The organism is Actinomadura napierensis (genome assembly GCF_039529375.1).
In the GTDB taxonomy this organism is placed as follows: Bacteria; Actinomycetota; Actinomycetes; order Streptosporangiales; family Streptosporangiaceae; genus Spirillospora; species Spirillospora napierensis.
On the sequence record NZ_BAAAMR010000063.1, the window covers coordinates 44,580 to 62,454 of the forward strand.

General features: G+C 73.1%; 19 protein-coding genes. 13 read left to right on the forward strand and 6 right to left on the reverse strand.

Features of this window, described 5'->3' with window-relative positions; translation table 11 throughout:
- Positions 1–9: 9 nt before the first annotated feature.
- Positions 10–504, reverse strand: coding sequence for a nuclear transport factor 2 family protein (locus ABD296_RS30310; protein WP_344274730.1), 495 nt, complete (start codon positions 502–504; stop codon positions 10–12).
- Positions 501–1,376 carry an LLM class F420-dependent oxidoreductase gene (locus ABD296_RS30315; RefSeq protein WP_344274733.1) on the reverse strand — a complete coding sequence of 292 codons (876 nt, stop codon included), beginning with the start codon at positions 1,374–1,376 and terminating at the stop codon, positions 501–503. Before ABD296_RS30315 ends, ABD296_RS30310 begins: the two co-directional genes overlap by 4 nt.
- A gap of 176 nt (positions 1,377–1,552) precedes the next feature.
- On the opposite strand from ABD296_RS30315, the gene ABD296_RS30320 reads away from it, so the two are divergent.
- Positions 1,553–2,449 carry an IclR family transcriptional regulator gene (locus tag ABD296_RS30320; protein ID WP_344274736.1) on the forward strand — a complete coding sequence of 299 codons (897 nt, stop codon included), beginning with the start codon at positions 1,553–1,555 and terminating at the stop codon, positions 2,447–2,449.
- A gap of 56 nt (positions 2,450–2,505) precedes the next feature.
- Here the strand turns inward: ABD296_RS30320 and ABD296_RS30325 are convergent, their stop codons facing one another.
- Positions 2,506–3,096, reverse strand: coding sequence for a flavin reductase family protein (locus tag ABD296_RS30325; protein WP_344274739.1), 591 nt, complete (start codon positions 3,094–3,096; stop codon positions 2,506–2,508).
- Positions 3,097–3,332: 236 nt separating this feature from the next.
- Between ABD296_RS30325 and ABD296_RS30330 the strand changes: the two genes are divergently transcribed.
- From ABD296_RS30330 to ABD296_RS30345, 4 genes are read left to right on the forward strand one after another with little or no spacing between them, the layout of a single operon-like run.
- Positions 3,333–4,202 carry an alpha/beta fold hydrolase gene (locus ABD296_RS30330; RefSeq protein ID WP_344274743.1) on the forward strand — a complete coding sequence of 290 codons (870 nt, stop codon included), beginning with the start codon at positions 3,333–3,335 and terminating at the stop codon, positions 4,200–4,202.
- On the forward strand, positions 4,199–5,926 hold the full coding sequence (locus tag ABD296_RS30335; protein WP_344274746.1) for an FAD-binding protein: 1,728 nt from the start codon (positions 4,199–4,201) through the stop codon (positions 5,924–5,926). Before ABD296_RS30330 ends, ABD296_RS30335 begins: the two co-directional genes overlap by 4 nt.
- Positions 5,923–6,948: a ferredoxin--NADP reductase gene (locus ABD296_RS30340; RefSeq protein WP_344274749.1), complete on the forward strand. Its 1,026-nt coding sequence runs from the start codon at positions 5,923–5,925 to the stop codon at positions 6,946–6,948. Before ABD296_RS30335 ends, ABD296_RS30340 begins: the two co-directional genes overlap by 4 nt.
- A 20-nt stretch (positions 6,949–6,968) precedes the next feature.
- Positions 6,969–8,153 (forward strand): acyl-CoA dehydrogenase family protein, encoded by a 1,185-nt coding sequence (locus tag ABD296_RS30345; RefSeq protein ID WP_344274752.1) that lies wholly within the window; start codon positions 6,969–6,971, stop codon positions 8,151–8,153.
- Positions 8,154–8,211: 58 nt separating this feature from the next.
- On the opposite strand, the gene ABD296_RS30350 is transcribed toward ABD296_RS30345, so the two are convergent.
- A complete protein-coding gene (locus ABD296_RS30350; RefSeq protein ID WP_344274755.1) occupies positions 8,212–9,039 on the reverse strand; it encodes an SDR family NAD(P)-dependent oxidoreductase in 828 nt (275 codons plus the stop codon).
- Positions 9,040–9,186: 147 nt separating this feature from the next.
- Here ABD296_RS30350 and ABD296_RS30355 point away from each other — a divergent pair, with 147 nt between their 5' ends.
- The 5 genes from ABD296_RS30355 (at position 9,187) to ABD296_RS30375 (ending at position 14,680) form a co-directional block, all read left to right on the forward strand.
- On the forward strand, positions 9,187–10,092 hold the full coding sequence (locus ABD296_RS30355) for a VOC family protein (RefSeq protein WP_344274758.1): 906 nt from the start codon (positions 9,187–9,189) through the stop codon (positions 10,090–10,092).
- 4 nt (positions 10,093–10,096) lie between these two features.
- A complete protein-coding gene (locus ABD296_RS30360; protein WP_344274761.1) occupies positions 10,097–11,581 on the forward strand; it encodes an FAD-dependent oxidoreductase in 1,485 nt (494 codons plus the stop codon).
- Positions 11,578–12,459, forward strand: a complete 882-nt coding sequence (locus tag ABD296_RS30365; RefSeq protein ID WP_344274765.1) for an LLM class F420-dependent oxidoreductase — start codon at positions 11,578–11,580, stop codon at positions 12,457–12,459. The genes ABD296_RS30360 and ABD296_RS30365 overlap by 4 nt, the downstream gene beginning before the upstream one ends.
- Positions 12,456–12,929, forward strand: coding sequence for a nuclear transport factor 2 family protein (locus ABD296_RS30370; RefSeq protein ID WP_344274768.1), 474 nt, complete (start codon positions 12,456–12,458; stop codon positions 12,927–12,929). Before ABD296_RS30365 ends, ABD296_RS30370 begins: the two co-directional genes overlap by 4 nt.
- A 140-nt stretch (positions 12,930–13,069) precedes the next feature.
- On the forward strand, positions 13,070–14,680 hold the full coding sequence (locus tag ABD296_RS30375) for an AMP-binding protein (protein ID WP_344274771.1): 1,611 nt from the start codon (positions 13,070–13,072) through the stop codon (positions 14,678–14,680).
- A gap of 7 nt (positions 14,681–14,687) precedes the next feature.
- Here ABD296_RS30375 and ABD296_RS30380 read toward each other — a convergent pair whose 3' ends face one another.
- Together ABD296_RS30380 and ABD296_RS30385 are read right to left on the reverse strand one after the other, a co-directional pair.
- The gene (locus ABD296_RS30380; RefSeq protein ID WP_344274774.1) at positions 14,688–15,131 is read right to left on the reverse strand and encodes a MarR family winged helix-turn-helix transcriptional regulator; all 444 of its coding nucleotides are present in this window, start codon (positions 15,129–15,131) and stop codon (positions 14,688–14,690) included.
- Between the two features lie 24 nt (positions 15,132–15,155).
- Positions 15,156–16,064 (reverse strand): MBL fold metallo-hydrolase, encoded by a 909-nt coding sequence (locus ABD296_RS30385; RefSeq protein WP_344274777.1) that lies wholly within the window; start codon positions 16,062–16,064, stop codon positions 15,156–15,158.
- 113 nt (positions 16,065–16,177) lie between these two features.
- On the opposite strand from ABD296_RS30385, the gene ABD296_RS30390 reads away from it, so the two are divergent.
- From ABD296_RS30390 to ABD296_RS30400, 3 genes are all read left to right on the forward strand, one after another.
- Positions 16,178–17,056 carry a LysR family transcriptional regulator gene (locus ABD296_RS30390; RefSeq protein ID WP_344274780.1) on the forward strand — a complete coding sequence of 293 codons (879 nt, stop codon included), beginning with the start codon at positions 16,178–16,180 and terminating at the stop codon, positions 17,054–17,056.
- 87 nt (positions 17,057–17,143) lie between these two features.
- Positions 17,144–17,509, forward strand: coding sequence for a hypothetical protein (locus ABD296_RS30395; RefSeq protein ID WP_344274783.1), 366 nt, complete (start codon positions 17,144–17,146; stop codon positions 17,507–17,509).
- 102 nt (positions 17,510–17,611) lie between these two features.
- Positions 17,612–17,875, forward strand: a 264-nt coding sequence (locus ABD296_RS30400; RefSeq protein WP_407061527.1) for a C1 domain-containing protein, incomplete at its 3' end; no start/stop codon positions are given.

Below are 17,875 nucleotides of genomic sequence, written 5' to 3' on the forward strand. Positions count from 1 at the left end.
GGTTCCGGCTCAAACCCGTTCCGCCCCGGGGAAGTGCGAGGCGAGCAGGTCGGGGGACTCGGCGCGGCCGTCCAGGACGCGGTTCGTCCGGTTGGTGACGCTCCAGCCGCCGGACGTGCGGTGCAGCGTCCAGTGGTTGGCGGTCGCGCGGCGCAGCGCGAACCCGTTCTCCCGGTTCACGATCATCAGCGTGTAGCCGACGGCGGTGGCCGTGTCGCCGGACACGGTGACGTGCGGCGGCCCGACGAAGTGCGCGCAGCCGCCCGCGATCCACCGCTGGTGGTTGGAGGAGCGGACCATCGCGTCGATCGCGGGACGGCCGTCCATCATGATCTCGTCCACGTCGTAGACGCCGTCCTCGTCCCACAACCCGGCGACGGCCTCGGCGCAGCCGCTGTCGACCAGCGGCCCGTAGGACAGGATCAGCCGGGTGATCTCCTGCTCGTCCTCCAGGGCGCGGATGCGGTTCTCCAGGGCAGCCAGCCGGGTCTCGACATCGGTCAAAGCTTGTCTCCAAAGGTGAGGCCGTAGGTGCCGGCGAGGTCGCGGAGCGCGGCGAGCTGCTCGCAGTAGTGGGTCGCCGACTCCGCCGCGATGCGGACGCCGGCGATCGTCGCGCCCGCATCGCGCAGCCGGACGAGGGCCTTGCCCGCGCCCTCCGCGTCGCCGATCGGGTCCAGCGGGCGGGACGGCCCGAGCACCACGTCGAAGCCGTCCGGGACGTCGGCTTCGGCGAGCATCCCGGCGAGTTCGGTGAGGGGCAGCCCGAACGGCACCCAGCCGTCGGCGGCGAGCGCCCGGCGCAGCGAGCGCGCCGTCCGGCCGCCGATCCAGAACGGGACGTGCTCCTGCACGGCGTGCGGCTCGACGACCATGCCGGAGAAGTCGTAGTGCTCGCCGTGGTACTCCGGCACCCGCCGCGACAGCGACGCCCGTAGCGCGGCGATGGCGTCGTCGGCGCGCGCGCCGCGTCCGGCGAACGGGGCGCCGAGCAGGTCGAACTCCTCCTCCAGGCTGCCGACGCCGAGGCCGAGGGTGAGGCGCCCGCCGCTGATCCGGTCGAGCGTGCCGTACCGCTTGGCGATCGCGAGCGGGTGGTGGTAGCCGAGCACCAGCACCTGCGTGGCCAGCCGGATCCGGGAGGTGCGGGCGGCGAGGTAGCCGAAGGTGGCGAGCGGGTCCCAGTACACGCCGCCGCGCTGCTCGGCCGCGCCGACCGGCACCGCGACGTGCTCGCTGCAGGTCAGGTGGTGGTAGCCGAGCCGGTCGGCGGTCTCGGCGATCCGCCCCACGTCCTCGACGCCGGCGTCCCGCTCCCATCCGGCGTGCCCGGGCGGCGGCTGGGCCACCACCGGCGTGACGATGCCGACTCGCATCGCGTCCCCTCTCGAAAGAAAACGTTCTACTCGCCGTCCGGGGACCGTCCAGGATCCGGGGGCGTGCCACCTGGTCAGGTGTGACCTGGCCTGACGCTACCCCTTCCGGTCCGCGCCAGGACTTGCTAGATTCCACTCAACAAGAATTCATTTCAGTCGTGTTCCCGGGAGGTGCGATGACCGAGACCCTGGACGCGCCCGTGCGGCGCGATGCGCCGCCCTCGATGATCGAGCGGATGACGCTGATCCTCGACGCCTTCAACGGGCCCTCCGCCCGGCTCACCCTCGAGGACGTGGCCCGCCGCACCGGGCTGCCGCGCTCCACCGCGCACCGGATCCTCGACCAGCTCGTCCGGCAGCGCTGGCTCGCCCACCACTCCTTCGGCTACGGCCTCGGCCAGCGGGCGCTCGGCCTCGGCGGGCAGGACGGCGGGCACGGCAAGATCCGCGAGGCCGCCGCGCCGTACCTGCACGAGCTGCAGGTCACCACCGGGCTCGTCGCGCACCTGGCCGTGCTGGACGGCGCCGAGGTCTTCTACCTGGACAAGCTCGGCGGGCGCCTGGCCGCGTCGGTGCCCTCCCGGGTCGGCGGCCGCGTCCCCGCGCACTCGACGGCGCTCGGCAAGGCGATGCTCGCCTGGCTGGAGCCCGAGCAGGTCGACGCGCTGCTCGGCACCGCGATCACCCGGCTGACCAGCCGCACCATCGGCGAGCTCGGCACCCTGCACCAGGAGCTGCACCGCGTCCGGCAGCGCCGCGGCCTGGCGTTCGAGCGCGGCGAGTCGTTCCCCGGCATCGCCTGCGTGGCCGCCGCGGTCCGCGGCGCCGAGGGCCCGGTCGCCGGGATCTCCCTGGTCGGCGACATCCACACGCCGCTGGAGAACGTCGCGCCGCTGGTGGTCACCGCCGCCCGCGAGACCGCGCAGGTGCTGTTCCCCGGCGCCGCTTCGGCGGGACGCGCCGGCGGCCGCACCCGGCGCCCGCACGCCGACCGCCCCGTCCCGGAGCACACCTGGTCGGCCGCGACGATGAACCGGCTGCTCGCCGTGGACGGCCGCGGCGACTGGATGTGACCCTGCCGACCGGCCGCGCCCCGGCCCCGTCTCGGGCCTTGTCTTCGGCCGCGGCCTCAGCCCCAGCCCCAGCGGTCGCCCTCGCCCCACGGGTCGGGGGCGAACGGCACGTCGGGCGGGTGCACGCCGAACCGGCTGCGGAAGAACAGCATCGGGCGGCGCCACACCCCGCCGGGCGCCTCGTGCACCCGGACGGACAGCACCCGGCCGATCACCACGTCGTGGTCGCCGGCCTCGTGCACGGCGTGCACGGTCGCGTGCACGTTCAGCAGCACGTCCCGCAGCTGCGGGGTGCCGTGCGGGGACAGGTCCCAGTCGAGCCCCTCGAACTTCAGGCCGCGGCTCGACCCGAACCGCGCGCACAGGTCGGCCTGGTCCTCGCCGAGGACGTTCACGCAGAACCGGCCGGCCGCGCGGATCCGCGGCCACGACCGGCCCCGCCGGTCCGCGCAGAACAGGATCAGCGGCGGATCCAGCGACACCGACGCGAACGACTGGCAGGCGAACCCGACGGGCTCGTCCCCGTCGACGGCGGTCACCACGGTGACGCCGGTGGCGAACTCCGCCATCGCCCGCCGGAACTCCAGGGGGTCGGGGGAGTCCGCGGGCTCTGCGGGCTCCGCGGTGAGCGCTGGCTCTGCTGGCATGAAGTCACCTCGCGGCTCTCTGGCGCTGTCGCCGGTCTCGTTGGACGGGACCGTAGGCACGCGCCGCGCCGCGCGCGCCACCGGATCCCGATGAGTGGAAGCCCGCGCCCGGCCGGCCGTCAAGGGGGCGGTTCCGGCGGGGCCCGGCGAGGCGTCCCGCTGATCGGGAATCCACTGGACGGTCCCGACCAAACGACCGTTAGGTTTCCGGCAAGCCACCCAGAAGGACTGAGAACATGCCCACGGAGCTGACCCACGAGTCGACGCTGCGCGAACTCGCCACGGACCAGGGCGTCCTGCGCTACCACGAGGCCGGCGACGGCCCGCCGCTGCTGATGCTGCACGGCTCGGGCCCCGGCGTGACGGGCTGGCGCAACTTCCGCGGCAACCTCGCGCGGTTCGCCGAGCACTTCCGCTGCCTGGTGCTGGAGTTCCCCGGCTTCGGTGTGAGCGACCCGACCGACGAGCACCCGATGGCCGCCGCGTCCGGCGCGGTGGTCCGCTTCCTGGACGGCCTCGGCCTGGAGCAGGTCGACGTGATCGGCAACTCCATGGGCGGCATCGTCGGCACCCAGACGGCCCTCGCGCACCCCGAGCGGGTGCGGCGGCTGGTTACCATCGGCGGGATCGGCCGCAACATCTTCAGCCCCGGGCCCGGCGAGGGCATCAAGCTGCTGATGGAGTTCACCGACGACCCGACCCGCGAGGGCCTGATCCGGTGGCTGCACTCCATGGTGTTCAACCCGAAGGTGGTGACCGAGGAGCTGATCGAGGAGCGCTGGCAGCAGGCCACCGACCCCGACACCCTCGCCGCCGCGCGCCGCATGTACTCGACGGCCGCGATGACCGCGAACTTCAAGGCGCAGGCCCGCTCGCCCGAGCCGCCCTACTGGGCGATGCTCCACAAGCTGAGGGCCGAGACCCTCATCACCTGGGGACGCGACGACCGGGTCAGCCCCGTCGACATGGCGCTCATCCCGATGCGGACCATCCCGAACGTCCAGGTGAACATCTTCCCGAACTGCGGGCACTGGGTGATGATCGAGCAGAAGGCGGCCTGGGAGAGCGCCGTGCTGGCCTTCCTGACGCGGAAGGACCAGGCATGAGCGGCGGGGAGGCCGCCTGGGACGAGGAGTACGACCTCGTCATCGTCGGCAGCGGGGGAGGCGGCATGGCCGCCGCGCTCACCGCGCACGACGCCGGGCTGAAGCCACTGATCATCGAGAAGGGCAAGAAGTTCGGCGGCTCGACGGCGCTGTCCGGCGGCGGCATCTGGGTCCCGAACAACCCGACGCTCAAGGCGCGCGGCCACGACGACAGCCGCGAGTCGATCCGCCGCTACCTCGACCTGCTCACCCAGGGGAAGGTGCCTGCGGCCCGGCTGGACGCCTACGTCGACAACGGCCCCGCCGCCATGGAACTGGTCTGCAGGAGCAAGTGGATGCAGTTCTTCTGGACGAAGGGCTACGCCGACTACCACCCCGAGCTGGAGGGCGGGCGGCCGCTCGGCCGGTCCATCGAGGCCAAGCCGTTCGACACCCGCAAGCTCGGCGAGGACGAGCAGTACCAGCGCCCGAACAACATGAAGGGCCCGCTCGGGCTCTGGGTGACCGCGAAGGACTACCACGACCTCGCGATGGCCAAGCGCACGTGGGCCGGCCGGCGGGCGTCGCTGGTCGCGGCGTGGCGGGTGTCGTCGAACCTGGTCCGCCGCCGACACATGGCGACCGGCGGCCGGGCGCTCGTCGCGCGGCTGCGGATGGCGCTGAAGGACGCCGGGATCCCGCTGCGGCTGAAGACCGCGATGACCGAGCTGGTCACCGACGGCGACGGCCGCGTGGTCGGGATCGTCGCGCAGACCCGCGACGGCGAGACGCTGCGGATCCGCGGCCGCAAGGGCGTCCTGCTGGCGACCGGCGGGTTCGACCACAACCAGGACATGCGGGACAGGTACCTGCCCAAGGGCGGCCAGGAGGACTTCGCCATGGGCGCCCGCGAGAACACCGGCGACGGCATCCGCGCCGGCGAGGGCCTCGGCGCCGCGATCGACCTGATGGACGACGCGTGGTGGATGCCGGCCGTCCGGCACCCGCTCGGCGCGGTGATCCCGCTGGTGTCCGAGCGGGCCATCCCGCGCCAGGTCATCGTGTCCGGGGACGGCAGGCGGTTCACCAACGAGGCCGCCCCGTACGTCAACTTCGTCCACGACCAGCTGGAGGGCGGGCACGTCCCGGCGTGGTTCGTGATGGACGCCAAGTCCCGCGCCCGCTACCCGTTCGCGCAGATCCTGCCCGGCGCGCCCATCCCGAAGGCGTTCTACGACAAGGGCATCGTCTTCAAGGCGGACACGCTGAAGGAGCTGGCCGAGAAGATCGGCGTCCCGGCGGACGCGCTGGAGGAGACCGTCCAGAAGTTCAACGGCTACGCCCGCGACGGCAAGGACCCCGAGTTCGGCCGGGGCGACTCCGCCTACGACCGCTACTACGGCGACCCGAACCTGAAGAACCCGAACCTGGACGTGCTGGAGACCGCGCCGTACTACGCGTTCCGGCTGGAGGTCGGCGACCTCGGCACCAAGGGCGGCCTGGTCTGCGACGAGCACTCGCGCGTGCTGCGCGGGGACGGCTCGGTCATCGGCGGCCTGTACGCGACGGGCAACACGTCCGCGTCGGTGATGGGCAACGAGTACGCCGGCCCGGGCGCCACGATCGGCCCGTCCATCGTGTTCGGCTACATCGCGGCGCGGCACGCCGCCGGCCTCGACACGGCAGGCACGGCGGACACGGCAGGCGGGACGGACACGGCGGACAAGGCTTCGGGAAGGGCATGACCGCATCGCTCAAGGCGCGCGTCGTCGAGGTCGTCCGGGAGACGCCCGACGCGAACTCGCTCGTCCTGGAACCGATGGAGGGGGACGGGGGCCGGTTCGCCTACCGTCCCGGCCAGTTCCTCACGGTCCGGGTGCCCGCCGGGGACGGCTGGGTCGCGCGCTCGTACTCGCTGTGCAGCTCGCCGGTCTGCGACGAGCGGCTCAAGGTGACGGTGAAGCGGGTCGCCGAGGGGATCGGGTCCAACTGGATCTGCGACAACGTCGCCGCGGGCGACGTGCTGGAGGTGCTGCGGCCCGCCGGGACGTTCACCCCGCACTCCCTGGACGCCGACCTGCTGCTGGTCGCGGGCGGCAGCGGCATCACCCCGGTGATGTCGATCCTGAAGTCGGTCCTCGCGGGCGGCACCGGCACCGTCACGCTGCTGTACGCCAACCGCGACGAACGGTCGGTGATCTTCGCGGAGGAGCTGCGCGCCCTCACCGAGGAGCACGGCGAGCGGCTCACGGTCGTGCACTGGCTGGAGTCCGTGCAGGGCCTGCCGACGCCCGCCGCGTTCCACTCCCTCGCCCGGCACTTCACCGGCCGCGAGGCGTTCGTGTGCGGGCCCGGGATGTTCATGGACATGGCGGAGGCCGCGCTGACCGGCCTCGGCATGCGGGTGAACGTCGAGCGCTTCTTCTCCCTGGCCGGCGACCCGTTCGAGGAACCGGACGCGGACCCGCCGACGGAGGCCGACGAGGCCGGCGTCGCCGAGATCGAGGTGGAGATCGACGGCGAGACCCAGACGGTGCCGTGGCCGAAGTCGCAGCTGCTGCTGGACGCGCTGCTGCGCGCCGGCGTCGACGCCCCGTTCTCCTGCCGGGAGGGCAACTGCTCCGCCTGCGCCTGCGTGGCCCTGGAAGGCGAGGTCGCGCTCGACGCCAACTCGGTCCTCGACGAGCAGGATCTCGCCGACGGCCTCATCCTCGCCTGCCAGGCGAGGCCGGTCAGCGACCGGCTCAGGATCAGCTACGACGGCTGACGGACACATCGGAGGACTTGATGACCAACCCCGTGCTCGACGCGATGATGGAGCGGGCCGAGGAGATCCGCGCGCTCGGCCCGTCGAACGAGTCGCTCGGCCGGCTCGACGACCAGGCCGCCAAGGCGCTGCGCGACTCCGGTGTGATCCGCCAGCTGCAGCCCCGCGCGCACGGCGGGCTGGAGGTGCACCCCCGCGAGTTCGCCGAGACGGTGATGGGCATCGCCTCCCTGGACGGCTCGACCGGCTGGGTCGCCGGGATCGTGGGCGTCCACCCGTGGGAGATGGCCTACGCCGACCCGAAGGTCCGCGAGGAGATCTGGGGCCAGGACCCCGACACGTGGATCGCGTCCCCGTACGCGCCGATGGGCATCGCCCGCCCGGTCGACGGCGGCTACGTCTTCAACGGCCGCTGGCAGTTCTCCTCCGGCACCGACCACTGCGACTGGATCTTCCTCGGCGGGATGCTCGGCGACGACGAGGGCAAGATGGCGCAGCCGCCGCGGTCGCTGCACCTGATCCTGCCGCGCTCGGACTACGAGATCGTGGAGGGCTCCTGGGAGGTCGCCGGCCTCAAGGGCACCGGCAGCAAGGACATCATCGTCAAGGACGCGTTCGTCCCGTCGTACCGGACGCTCTGGTACGACAAGGTCGTCGACGGCTCGGCGCCGCGCGAGGCGGGGCTGACCAACCCGTCCTACCTGATGCCGTTCTCGTGCGTGTTCCCGCTCGGCATCACCGCCGCCGTGATCGGCATCGCCGAGGGCGCGCTGCACCACCACCTGGCCTACCAGCGCAACCGCGTCCAGATCACCGGTACCCGGATCAAGGACGACCCGTACGTGCTGTACGCGATCAGTGAGGCCGCCGAGGAGATCAAGGCGTCCCGGACCGCACTGCTGGACAACTGCTCGCGGATGTACGACCGGGTCGCGGCGGGCGAGGAGATCAGCTTCGCCGACCGGGCGGCGGGCCGCCGCACCCAGGTCCGCGCCGCGTGGCGCGCTGCGCAGGCGATGAACGAGATCGTGGTGCGGTCGGGCGGCAACGCGATGCGGCTGGACAACCCGATCCAGCGGTTCTGGCGGGACGCGCACGTCGGCCTCGCGCACGCCATCCACGTCCCCGGCTCGGTCTACCACGTGTCCGCCCTGACCGACCTGGACATCGAGCCCCCGCAGGGCCCGATGCGCTCCATGATCTGACGTTGACTTGCGGCGAGTCGTCGTTATGGGAGCCGCTTCAACGACGACTCGCCGCAACTCAACGAAGCAGGTGGTGGTCGGCGACGAGCTTCGGTGTCCAGATCACCCGGCCGAGGAACGCGTCGGCGTCCGGTGAGGTGACGAGCCAGACGACCGCGGCGCCGGGCGCCTCCTCCGGGGTCGCCTCGAACCCCTCTTCCTGCAGCGTGGTGAGGCCGCCGCGTGCGGCGCCCGCGTCGGTGATCACGAAGCCGGGGTCGAGGTTGAACGCGCGGACGCCGCGACCGCGGTACTCGGCGTTGACCGCGCCCGCGAGCCGGCCGAACGCCGCCTTGGACGCCGCGTACGCAACGCCCCAGCCGCCCTCGCCGGGCGGCCCCGGCGGGTCGCTGGTCGCCGACCCCGAGCACAGGTTCACGACCGTCCCGCCGCCCCGCTCCAGCATCGCCGGCAGCACGGCCTGGATCAGCGCGATCTGGTTGAGGTAGTTGCCGGTCACGACCTGCGCGGCGACGTCGACGTCCAGGTCGAGGAACCGCTCGTGGGTACCCGCGATGTGCGCCACCGCGTTGTTGACCAGCACGTCCACCCGGCCCCACGCGTCCAGGACGGTCGCGGCGGCCGACGTCACGCTCGCCCGATCGAGCAGGTCCATCCGGACCGGCAGCGCCCGCACTCCGAGCGCCTCGATCTCCGTCCGCGTCCGCGCCAGGCTGCCCGGCACCGGGATGGCGTCCGCGTGCCCGTAGCGCGGCGGTATCCGGCCCTGGCCCTCCTCGGCGGTCCGCGCCGTGAACGCGACGTCGTACCCGGCGCCCGCGAGCGCCAGCGCCGTCCGCCGCCCGATCCCGCGACTGGCCCCCGTGACAAGCGCGACCTTCGCCATCCGACCTCCTCGTTGGGTTGCGGCGAAAGACTCTCACTGAGCGGGAAGGTCTCCGCGTCCCGGCACCGGATTTGGCAGGTTGACGGAAACGGCCGCCGCGTCGGCCGCGCCGCCGTACGGGCCGCACCACCGAAGGGACCGAGGACAGTGACGCACATCCGAGGGCTGGGCTATCTGAAGGTCCAGACCCAGCACATCGAACGCTGGCGCGAGTTCGCCCTCGAGGGGCTCGGGTTCGCCGAGGGCGACGGCCCCGATCCCGACGGCCTGTACCTGCGCATGGACGAGCGCCGGTCGCGGCTGCGGCTGGTGCCCGGCGACACCGACAAGGTGCTCGCCGTCGGCTGGGAGGTCCGCGACCAGTACGCGCTGGCCGCCGTCCGCGAGGCCGTCGAGAAGTCCGGCACGGCCGTGACGGCGCTGCCGGCGAAGGAGGCCGCCGAGCGCGACGCCGAGGAGGTCATCGCGTTCACCGACCCCGGCGGCACGCCCGTCGAGGTGTTCTTCGGCCCGGTCCTGGACCACAGCCCGCTGCGGACCCGCTTCGCGCAGAAGTTCGTCACCGGCGCGATGGGCATGGGCCACGTGGTGCTGCCCACCCCGAACTTCGCCGAGACCGCCGCGTTCTACAACGAGGTGCTCGGCTTCCTGCCGCGCGGCGCGATGAAGGTCGGCGGCCCGGTGCGGATCCGCTTCATGGGCGTCAACCAGCGGCACCACAGCGCGGCGATCTGCCCGGCCCCGCACGACGGCGCGCCCGGCCTGGTGCACCTGATGGTGGAGGTCGACACCCTCGACGCCGTCGGCATCGCCCTGGACGCGGTGAAGGAGCACGGCTTCTCGATCTCCTCCACCCTCGGCCGGCACACCAACGACAAGATGGTGTCGTTCTACGTGCGCGCCCCCGGCGGCTGGGACATCGAGTACGGCTGCGAGGGCATGCTCGTCGACGAGGCGCACTACACCGCCGAGGAGATCACCAAGGACAGCTACTGGGGCCACGACTGGTCGGGCTCCGAGCCGCTGGCCGCGTTCGCCCCGCCCGGGAAGTGATCGGGTGAGCCCTCGTTCCCCGGTCGAGCCGGTCCCGCTCGCGGAGATCGGCGCGTTCGACCACGAGTGCGACGTGCTCGTCGTCGGGTTCGGCTGCGCGGGCGCGGCGGCGGCGTACGAGGCGGCGCGCGCCGGCGCGGACGTGCTGGTGCTGGAGCGGGCGAGCGGGCCCGGCGGGTCGTCGGCGCAGTCCGGCGGCGAGCTGTACCTCGGCGGCGGCACCGAGGTGCAGAAGGCGTGCGGCTTCGACGACGACCCCGACAACATGTACGCCTACCTGGTGAAGGCGCTCGGCCCGAACGCCGACACCGGGAAGATCCGGCTGTACTGCGACGGGAGCGTCGAGCACTTCGCGTGGTTCCGCGAGTGCGGCGTCGCGTTCAACCACAGCTTCTACGACTCGCCGACGTGGATGCCCATGTCCGAGGACGGGCTGATGTGGATCGGCGAGAACTCCTGGCCGTACAACACCGTCGCCCGGCCGGTCCCGCGCGGGCACCGCCCGGCGGCGAGCGGGTTCGGCGGCACCGTGCTGATGGAGAAGCTGGCGGCGGCGGCGACCGGGGCCGGTGCCGTCACGCACGTCGACACCGCGGCGTCCAACCTCGTCCTGGACGGGGACGGACGCGTCGCCGGGCTCGTCGCCCGCAAGTACGGCGAGCGGGTCGCCTACCGGGCGCGCCGGGCGGTGGTGCTCACCACCGGCGGGTTCGTCGACAACGAGGAGATGCTGGCCGACCACGCGCCGGTGCTGCTCGGGCACGGCAAGGTCAGCGACGGCCTCGACGACGGCTCCGGCATCCGGATGGCGGCGGCGATCGGCGCCGCGACCCGCCGGATGGGCGTGGTCGAGATCGCGCTGACCGCGCTGCCCGCGATGGTGTGCCGCGGCATGCTCGTGGACGGGCTGGGCCGCCGGTTCCTCAACGAGGACGTCTACCCGGGCCACTGGAGCGTCCACGCGGTCCGCGACCAGCCGGGCCCCTACTGGACGATCATCGACGAGGAGGGGTACGAGTCCGTCCCCGAGGCGGACCGGTGGGGCGTGCTGCCGAAGCACGCCGCCGAGACCCTCGCCGAGCTGGAGGAGGCCCTCGGCATGCCGCCCGGGTCCCTGGAGGCGACGGTCGAGACGTACAACCGGCACGCCGAGAAGGGCGAGGACCCCTACTTCCACAAGGACCCCAAGTGGCTGCGGCCGCTGAAGGCCCCCTTCGCGGCGATCGACCCGGGCGCGGGCTTCTTCGGCGGCACCGGCGGCCCGGCGAGCGGCGCGTCCGGGTTCACGCTCGGCGGGCTGCACACCACCGTCGACGGCGAGGTCCTGAACAACTCGGGTGAGCCGGTGCCCGGCCTGTACGCGGCGGGCCGCGCCGCGTCCGGCATGCACGGCGAGGCGTACGTCAGCGGGACGTCCCTGGGCGACGGCACGTTCTTCGGCCGCCGCGCCGGACGCGCCGCCGCCGCCCTCGAGAAGGAGAATGCATGAAGTACGCCGTCCTGCTGCCCGTCGCGGCCGGGGTGACCGCCGATCCCGAGTGGGTCGGCGCGTACGTCCGGCACGCCGAGGACTGCGGTTTCGAGTCCGTCGGCGCGGTCGAGCACGCGGTGGTGGCGAGCGGCTACTCCTCCGTCTACCCCTACGACAGCTCGGGGAAGATGGAGCTGGCGGACGACCTGGACATCCCCGATCCGCTCGACCTGCTGGCGTTCCTCGCCGGCCGGACGAGCCGGATCGGCCTCGCCACCGGCGTGCTCGTCCTGCCGAACCACCATCCGGTGGTGCTCGCCAAGCGGCTCGCGACGATCGACGCGCTGTCGGGCGGGCGGCTGCGGCTGGTCGTCGGCATGGGCTGGATGCGCGAGGAGGTCGAGGCGTGCGGCGCCGACTTCGAGTCGCGCGGCCGGCGCGGCGACGAGCAGCTCCAGGTGCTGCGGAAGCTGTGGGCGGAGACGGGGCCGGAGGGCGCGTCGCACGACGGCGAGTTCTTCCGGTTCAAGGGCGCGATGAGCTACCCGAAGCCGGTGCAGGAGGGCGGCGTGCCGATCCACGTCGGCGGCCACACCAGGGCCGCCGCGCGCCGCGCCGGCCGCTACGGCGACGGCCTCCAGCCGCTCGGCGTCGCCGGCGACGAGCTTCGCGGGCTGGTCGGGCTGATGCGCGAGGAGGCCGGGAAGAGCGGCCGCGACCCGGACGCGCTGGAACTCACGCTCGGCCATTCGCTGTCGGCGGTCACCCCGGAGAAGGCGGAGAAGCTGGCCGGCCTCGGCGCGGGCCGTCTCGTCCTGCGCGGGAACGCGACGAAGTCGCTCGACGAGGCGAAGGACGAGCTGTCGGCGTGCGCGCAGCGCCTCGGCCTCTCATGACGCTGGGAACGGACGACCGGATCGCCCTTGGCGACCTGGTCGCTCGCTACGCGCTGTACGCCGACCGCCGCGACATCGACGCGATGGCGGCCCTGTTCACCACCGACGCGGTGCTCGTCCTGCCGTCCGCCCCGGATGAGCTCGACCCGGTGCGCACCTTCACCGGACGCGCGGAGATCACCGCGACGCTGTCGGTGCTGGACGGCATCCCGGTCACGTTCCACGCCCTCGTCGGGCAGGTGTTCGACGCGGGCCCCGAACCCGGCACGGCCACCGGGGAGATCGCCTGCGTCGCCCACCACCTGACCGAACGCGACGACGGCCGGACGTCCGACCTCGTATGGAACTGCCGCTACACCGACGCCTACCGGCTCGACGGCGGGACGTGGCGGATCGCCCGCCGCGAGCAGCGGATCGACTCGATCGAGACCCGTCCCGTCCGGAGGCGCCGCGCCCGAACCCTTCGTTGAGTTGCGGCGAGTCGTCGTTATGGAGCGCTCCATAACGACGACTCGCCGCAACTCAACGGTGAAGTGATGGGGTCTCGGTGAGTGGGACGCGGGGTGGGGGCGGGGCGGGCGGTGGCCGACCGTGGGGGCGGGAGGGACAGATGGCAGATGTGTTGGGCGACGACCGGCCGGCCGATGAGGTCACCTTCGGGGAGCTGGTCGCGGCCCGTTCGGACGACGACCGGACGGGCCTGTGGTTCGAGGACCGGTCGTGGACGTGGCGCGAGGTCGTCGCGGAGGCGCGGCTGCGCGCCGGGCTCGTCCGGGACGCGCGGCGGTCGGGTCCCTGGCATCTCGGGCTGTTCCTGGAGAACGGGCCGGAGCACCTGTTCTGGCTGCTCGGCGCGGCCCTCGCGGGCGTCCCGGTGGTGGAGCTGAACCCGACCCGGCGCGGCGCGGAGCTGGCCCGCGACATCACGCACACCGACTGCGCGTTGCTGGTCACCGAGACGTCCCGGTCGCCGCTGGTCGACGGGCTCGTCCCGGAGATCCCGGTGCTGACCGTGGACGCCGACGCGTACGCCGAGGCGCTCGGCGCGGTCCGTCCCGCCGCCGTCGAGCCGGTCTCCCCGGAGACGATCTTCTCGCTGGTGTTCACGTCCGGGACGACCGCGGCGCCGAAGGCGGTCATCTGCACGCAGGGCCGGCTCGGGCGGATCGCCGTCCAGCAGCGCGACCGGCGCCGCCTCACCCGCGACGACGTGTTCTACGTCGTGATGCCGATGTTCCACTCGAACGCGCTGATGGCCGGGATCGCGCCGGCGGTCGCGACGGGCGGCTGCGTGGTGGTGCGGCGCAAGTTCTCCGCGTCCGGGTTCCTGCCGGACGTCCGCCGCTACGGCGTGACTTTCTTCAACTATGTCGGCAAGCCGCTGAACTACGTCCTGGCCGTCCCCGAGAAGCCGGACGACGCCGACAATCCGCTGCGGATCGCGTTCGGGAACGAGGCGGCCCAGCGCGACATCGAGGAGTTCGCGCGCCGCTTCGGCTGCACCGTCATCGACTCCTACGGGTCGAGCGAGGGGGAGATCCGGCTCACCCGCGTCCCGGGGACGCCGCCCGGTTCGCTCGGCGTCGCCGAGGACGGCACCGTGGTGATGGACCCCGACACGCTGCGCGAATGCCCGCCCGCAAAGTTCGGCGCGCACGGCGAGCTGCTGAACGCCGAGGAGGCGATCGGCGAGATCGTCGACATGAAGGGCGCCGCCAAGTTCGAGGGCTACTACAACAACCCGGAGGCGACGGCGAAGCGCGTCCGCAACGGCTGGACGTGGTCGGGCGACCTCGCCTACCGCGACGCCGACGGCTACTGGTACTTCGCCGGGCGCGACAGCGACTGGCTGCGGGTGGACGGCGAGAACTTCGCCGCCGCGCCCGTCGAGCGGCTGCTCGCGCGCTTCGAGGCGTTCGCGGACGTCGCCGTCTACGCGGTGCCGGACGAGCATGTCGGCGATCAGGTCATGGCGGCGGTCGCGATGGCCCCAGGATGCGCGTTCGATCCCGGCGCCTTCGCCGCGTTCCTGGAGGCCCAGCCCGACCTTGGCACCAAGTGGGCGCCGCGCTACGTCCGGATCGTGGCGGAGCTCCCGCGCACCCCGACCAACAAGGTGATCAAGCGCCCGCTGCGGGACGCGGCGTGGAACACCACCGACCCCGTCTACGAGCGCCGCGACGGCTCCTACGTCCTGCGGTCGCCGGACGCCGCGGGCTGAGGGCCGGTCAGGCGGTGGGCAGCCCCTCCCGCTCGGCGATCAGCCCGAGCGCCTCGTGCAGCGCGGCGCGCTGGGCGGGGGCGAGCGGGGCGGCGATCTCCTCGTCGACCTCGCGCGCCGCCGCCGCGCACTTGCGCAGCAGCTCGCGGCCGTGGCCGGTCAGCGTGAGGACCTGCCGGCGCCGGTCGGCCGGGCCGCGCCGCCGCTCGATCGCGCCGAGCGCCACCAGATGGTCGGCGAGCGCGACGACGAGGCTCGGCGCGACGCCCATCCGCGCGGCGAGGTCCTGCTGCGAGGCGGCGACGCCCGCCTCCAGCGCGGTCATCAGCCCGGCGTGCTTGAGCTTCAGGTCGTAGGCGGCGATCCTCCCGGCCAGCCGGTCGCCGAAGATCGCGCCGAGCGTCCCGAGCCGGAACGCCACCGTCGCGGGCAGGGCCTTCGCGTCGCTCATGCCGCCGATGCTACTCGCGCTAAATCATTCTTCGCCTGAATCGTCGGGGTGCTCGGCGCAGAAGCAGCCGATGCCCGGCTCGATCCACTCCCGTCCGGCCCAGTCCGGGTGCCGCTCGATCATCAGCGCCCGGACCTCCTCGACGATCGTCTCCTCGCCCACGGCGGAGTCCCGGCGCGCCCAGGTCTCGTCGCGCAACAGTTCGAGGTAGGCGCGGACGTCCGCGAGCAGCCGCGCGCCGCCGGCGTCCCCGTGGCCCGGGACCACCACGCGGGGGCGCTCCGCCGCCAGCCGCCGCATCACCTCGATCCACCGGATCCCGGAGACGTCGGCGTCGTGCGGCGGCAGCCAGGGGAAGATCGCGAACTGCCCGGTCTCCACAAGGTCGCCGGTGAACATCACCCCGGCGTCCGGGACCGTCACGACCTGGTCGCCCCGGCTGTGCGCGCGGCCGGTGCCCCGCAGCCGCACCACCCGTCCGCCCAGGTCGAGGTCGTGCGAGCGGTCGTAGACGGTGTCGGGGACGCCCAGCTCGACGCCTTCGAGCTGCCGGGCGACCGGCGCGCCGAGCCCCCGGAACATGGCGAGGTAACCGGCGCCCTTCGCGGCCCGCTCCTCGGCCTGCGCGCCGTTGACCAGGTACGTCGCCTCCTCGGCGAACACCTGTGCGCCGAACGAGTGCTCGGGGTGGAAATGCGTCGTGGTCAGGTACAGCCTGCGGCCCTTGGCGTACTCGGCCGCGAACTTCAGCACGGCCTCGGCGTTGCGGGGGCCCATCCCGGTCTCGACCACCAGCACCGAATGGGAGCCGCCGATCACGCCGATGTTCGGCACCAGCTGCACTCCCTGATTGGGGACCACCACGAGATCGTCGGCGACCTCCTGCGCCCCGGTGACGTCGACGATCGGGTCGGGTGCCGTGTACTCGGCCATTGCGCGGACTCCTGTATCGCAGGTCAGTGACGGTCCCAGTGCACCGCCGGGACGTCCGGGCCGTCCAACACCGGTTCCGTTCACCCGATACCGTCCGCGTATCGTCGCCGGTGATGGACCTACGCTCGCTGCGCTACTTCGTGGCCGTCGCCGAGGAACGCCACTTCGGACGCGCCGCCGCCCGGCTGCACATGACCCAGCCACCGCTGAGCCGGGCGGTCAGGCAGCTGGAGACCGACCTCGGGGCCGTCCTGCTGGACCGCTCGCCCACCGGGGTCGCGCTGACCGCCGCCGGGACGGTGCTCTACGACGAGGCGCGCCTGCTGCTGGAGCAGGCCGAGCAACTGCGCGCCCGCGTCACCGCCGCGACCGGCCCCGCCACCCTGACGATCGGCACGCTCGCCGACAGCGCCCAGCAGGCTGGCACCCGCCTGGCCGCGGCGTTCCGCCGCCGCCACCCCGGCGTCGAAGTGCGCGTCCGGGAGGCCGACCTCACGGACCCGACCACCGGCCTGCGGACCGGGCTGGTCGACGTCGCCCTCACTCGGACGCCCTTCGACGACACCGGGATCACCGTCCACGAGCTGCGCGCCGATCCCGTCGGGGTCGTGCTGCGCACCGACGACCCGCTCGCCGGCCGCGCCGCCGTGCGGCTGAGCGACCTCGCCGGCCGCCGCTGGTTCCGGTTCCCGGACGGGACCGACCCGGTCTGGTCGGCCTACTGGACCGGCTCCGCGGCCGGCTCCGCCGCGGACCGGCCCGTGGTGCGCACCATCAACGAGTGCCTGCAGGCCGTGCTGTGGAGCGGGACGATCGGCCTGGGGCCGCTCGCCGACGCGCTGCCCGAGGGACTCACCTCGGTGCCGGTGACCGACATGCCGCCGAGCCGGCTGGTCGTCGCCTGGTCCGGCGCGGACCCCGGCCCCCTCGTTCGCTCGTTCGCCCGGATCGCCGCCGCCCTCTTCCGCCCCGAGGCCGCACCGGACCGGTAGCCAGGGGGCTGCCCTTGACGCCGCTCGCGGTGCCCGGTGATACTCGTCCTAAATCATTCAGGTCATGAATCATTTGGAGCGTGAAAGATGGGTGCCGTCGAGATCGCGCTGGTCACGCTGAACGCCGCCGCGGCGCTGGTGTCGGGCGCGTCGAGCGTGCTGGGCGCCGCGCGTCCCGGCCTGATGCTGGCGTCGGGAGAGACCGTCACGTCCGGAGTCGACTTCTACGCCCGCGTCTATGCCGTCCGCGCGATACCGCTGAGCATCGCCGTCGTGGCCGTGCTGCTCGTCGGCGACGCGGCGTCCATCGTGCCGCTGCTGGTCGTCGCGGGCGTGATCCAGGCGGGGGACGCGGCGCTCGGCGTCCTGCGCCGCGTCCCGGGCATGGCCGTCGGGGCCGGCGTCCTGACCGTCGTCCACCTGCTGTCGGCCCACTGGTACGCCACTCACTGACGGTCGCGACCAGGCGGTGGGTGTCGACGTCGGGAAGGCGGGGCTTCGACCGATTTTTGTGCCTCACGTGCGGATTTCTCCCACTTCACTAGGATGCTTTCCGTGCGCGAAGATCAAGACGAGCGGGGCCCCGGCGCCGAGGCCGTCGAACTGGCGACCGCGCCGCTGCGGCCGCTGCCCGACGACCCGGCGGGCGGCGACGATCCGGCACCCGAGACGCCCGGCGAGCCCGCCGTCGCGGAACCCGATCCCGACCCCGCGTACTGCGAGCACTGCGCGCGCCCGCTCCCGCCCGGCGCGCACCGGTTCTGCAGCGACGCGCACCGCGCCGCGCACGAGCAGGAGGCCGGCCGCCGCGACGCCGCC

Bases quoted from the DNA above. Each gene is read 5' to 3' on its own strand.
- ABD296_RS30315 (WP_344274733.1), bottom strand. From the start codon at position 1,376: ATGCGAGTCGGCATCGTCACGCCGGTGGTGGCCCAGCCGCCGCCCGGG.
- ABD296_RS30320 (WP_344274736.1), top strand. From the start codon at position 1,553: ATGACCGAGACCCTGGACGCGCCCGTGCGGCGCGATGCGCCGCCCTCG.
- ABD296_RS30325 (WP_344274739.1), bottom strand. From the start codon at position 3,096: ATGCCAGCAGAGCCAGCGCTCACCGCGGAGCCCGCAGAGCCCGCGGAC.
- ABD296_RS30330 (WP_344274743.1), top strand. From the start codon at position 3,333: ATGCCCACGGAGCTGACCCACGAGTCGACGCTGCGCGAACTCGCCACG.
- ABD296_RS30335 (WP_344274746.1), top strand. From the start codon at position 4,199: ATGAGCGGCGGGGAGGCCGCCTGGGACGAGGAGTACGACCTCGTCATC.
- ABD296_RS30340 (WP_344274749.1), top strand. From the start codon at position 5,923: ATGACCGCATCGCTCAAGGCGCGCGTCGTCGAGGTCGTCCGGGAGACG.
- ABD296_RS30345 (WP_344274752.1), top strand. From the start codon at position 6,969: ATGACCAACCCCGTGCTCGACGCGATGATGGAGCGGGCCGAGGAGATC.
- ABD296_RS30350 (WP_344274755.1), bottom strand. From the start codon at position 9,039: ATGGCGAAGGTCGCGCTTGTCACGGGGGCCAGTCGCGGGATCGGGCGG.
- ABD296_RS30365 (WP_344274765.1), top strand. From the start codon at position 11,578: ATGAAGTACGCCGTCCTGCTGCCCGTCGCGGCCGGGGTGACCGCCGAT.
- ABD296_RS30370 (WP_344274768.1), top strand. From the start codon at position 12,456: ATGACGCTGGGAACGGACGACCGGATCGCCCTTGGCGACCTGGTCGCT.
- ABD296_RS30375 (WP_344274771.1), top strand. From the start codon at position 13,070: ATGGCAGATGTGTTGGGCGACGACCGGCCGGCCGATGAGGTCACCTTC.
- ABD296_RS30380 (WP_344274774.1), bottom strand. From the start codon at position 15,131: ATGAGCGACGCGAAGGCCCTGCCCGCGACGGTGGCGTTCCGGCTCGGG.
- ABD296_RS30385 (WP_344274777.1), bottom strand. From the start codon at position 16,064: ATGGCCGAGTACACGGCACCCGACCCGATCGTCGACGTCACCGGGGCG.
- ABD296_RS30390 (WP_344274780.1), top strand. From the start codon at position 16,178: ATGGACCTACGCTCGCTGCGCTACTTCGTGGCCGTCGCCGAGGAACGC.
- ABD296_RS30395 (WP_344274783.1), top strand. From the start codon at position 17,144: ATGGGTGCCGTCGAGATCGCGCTGGTCACGCTGAACGCCGCCGCGGCG.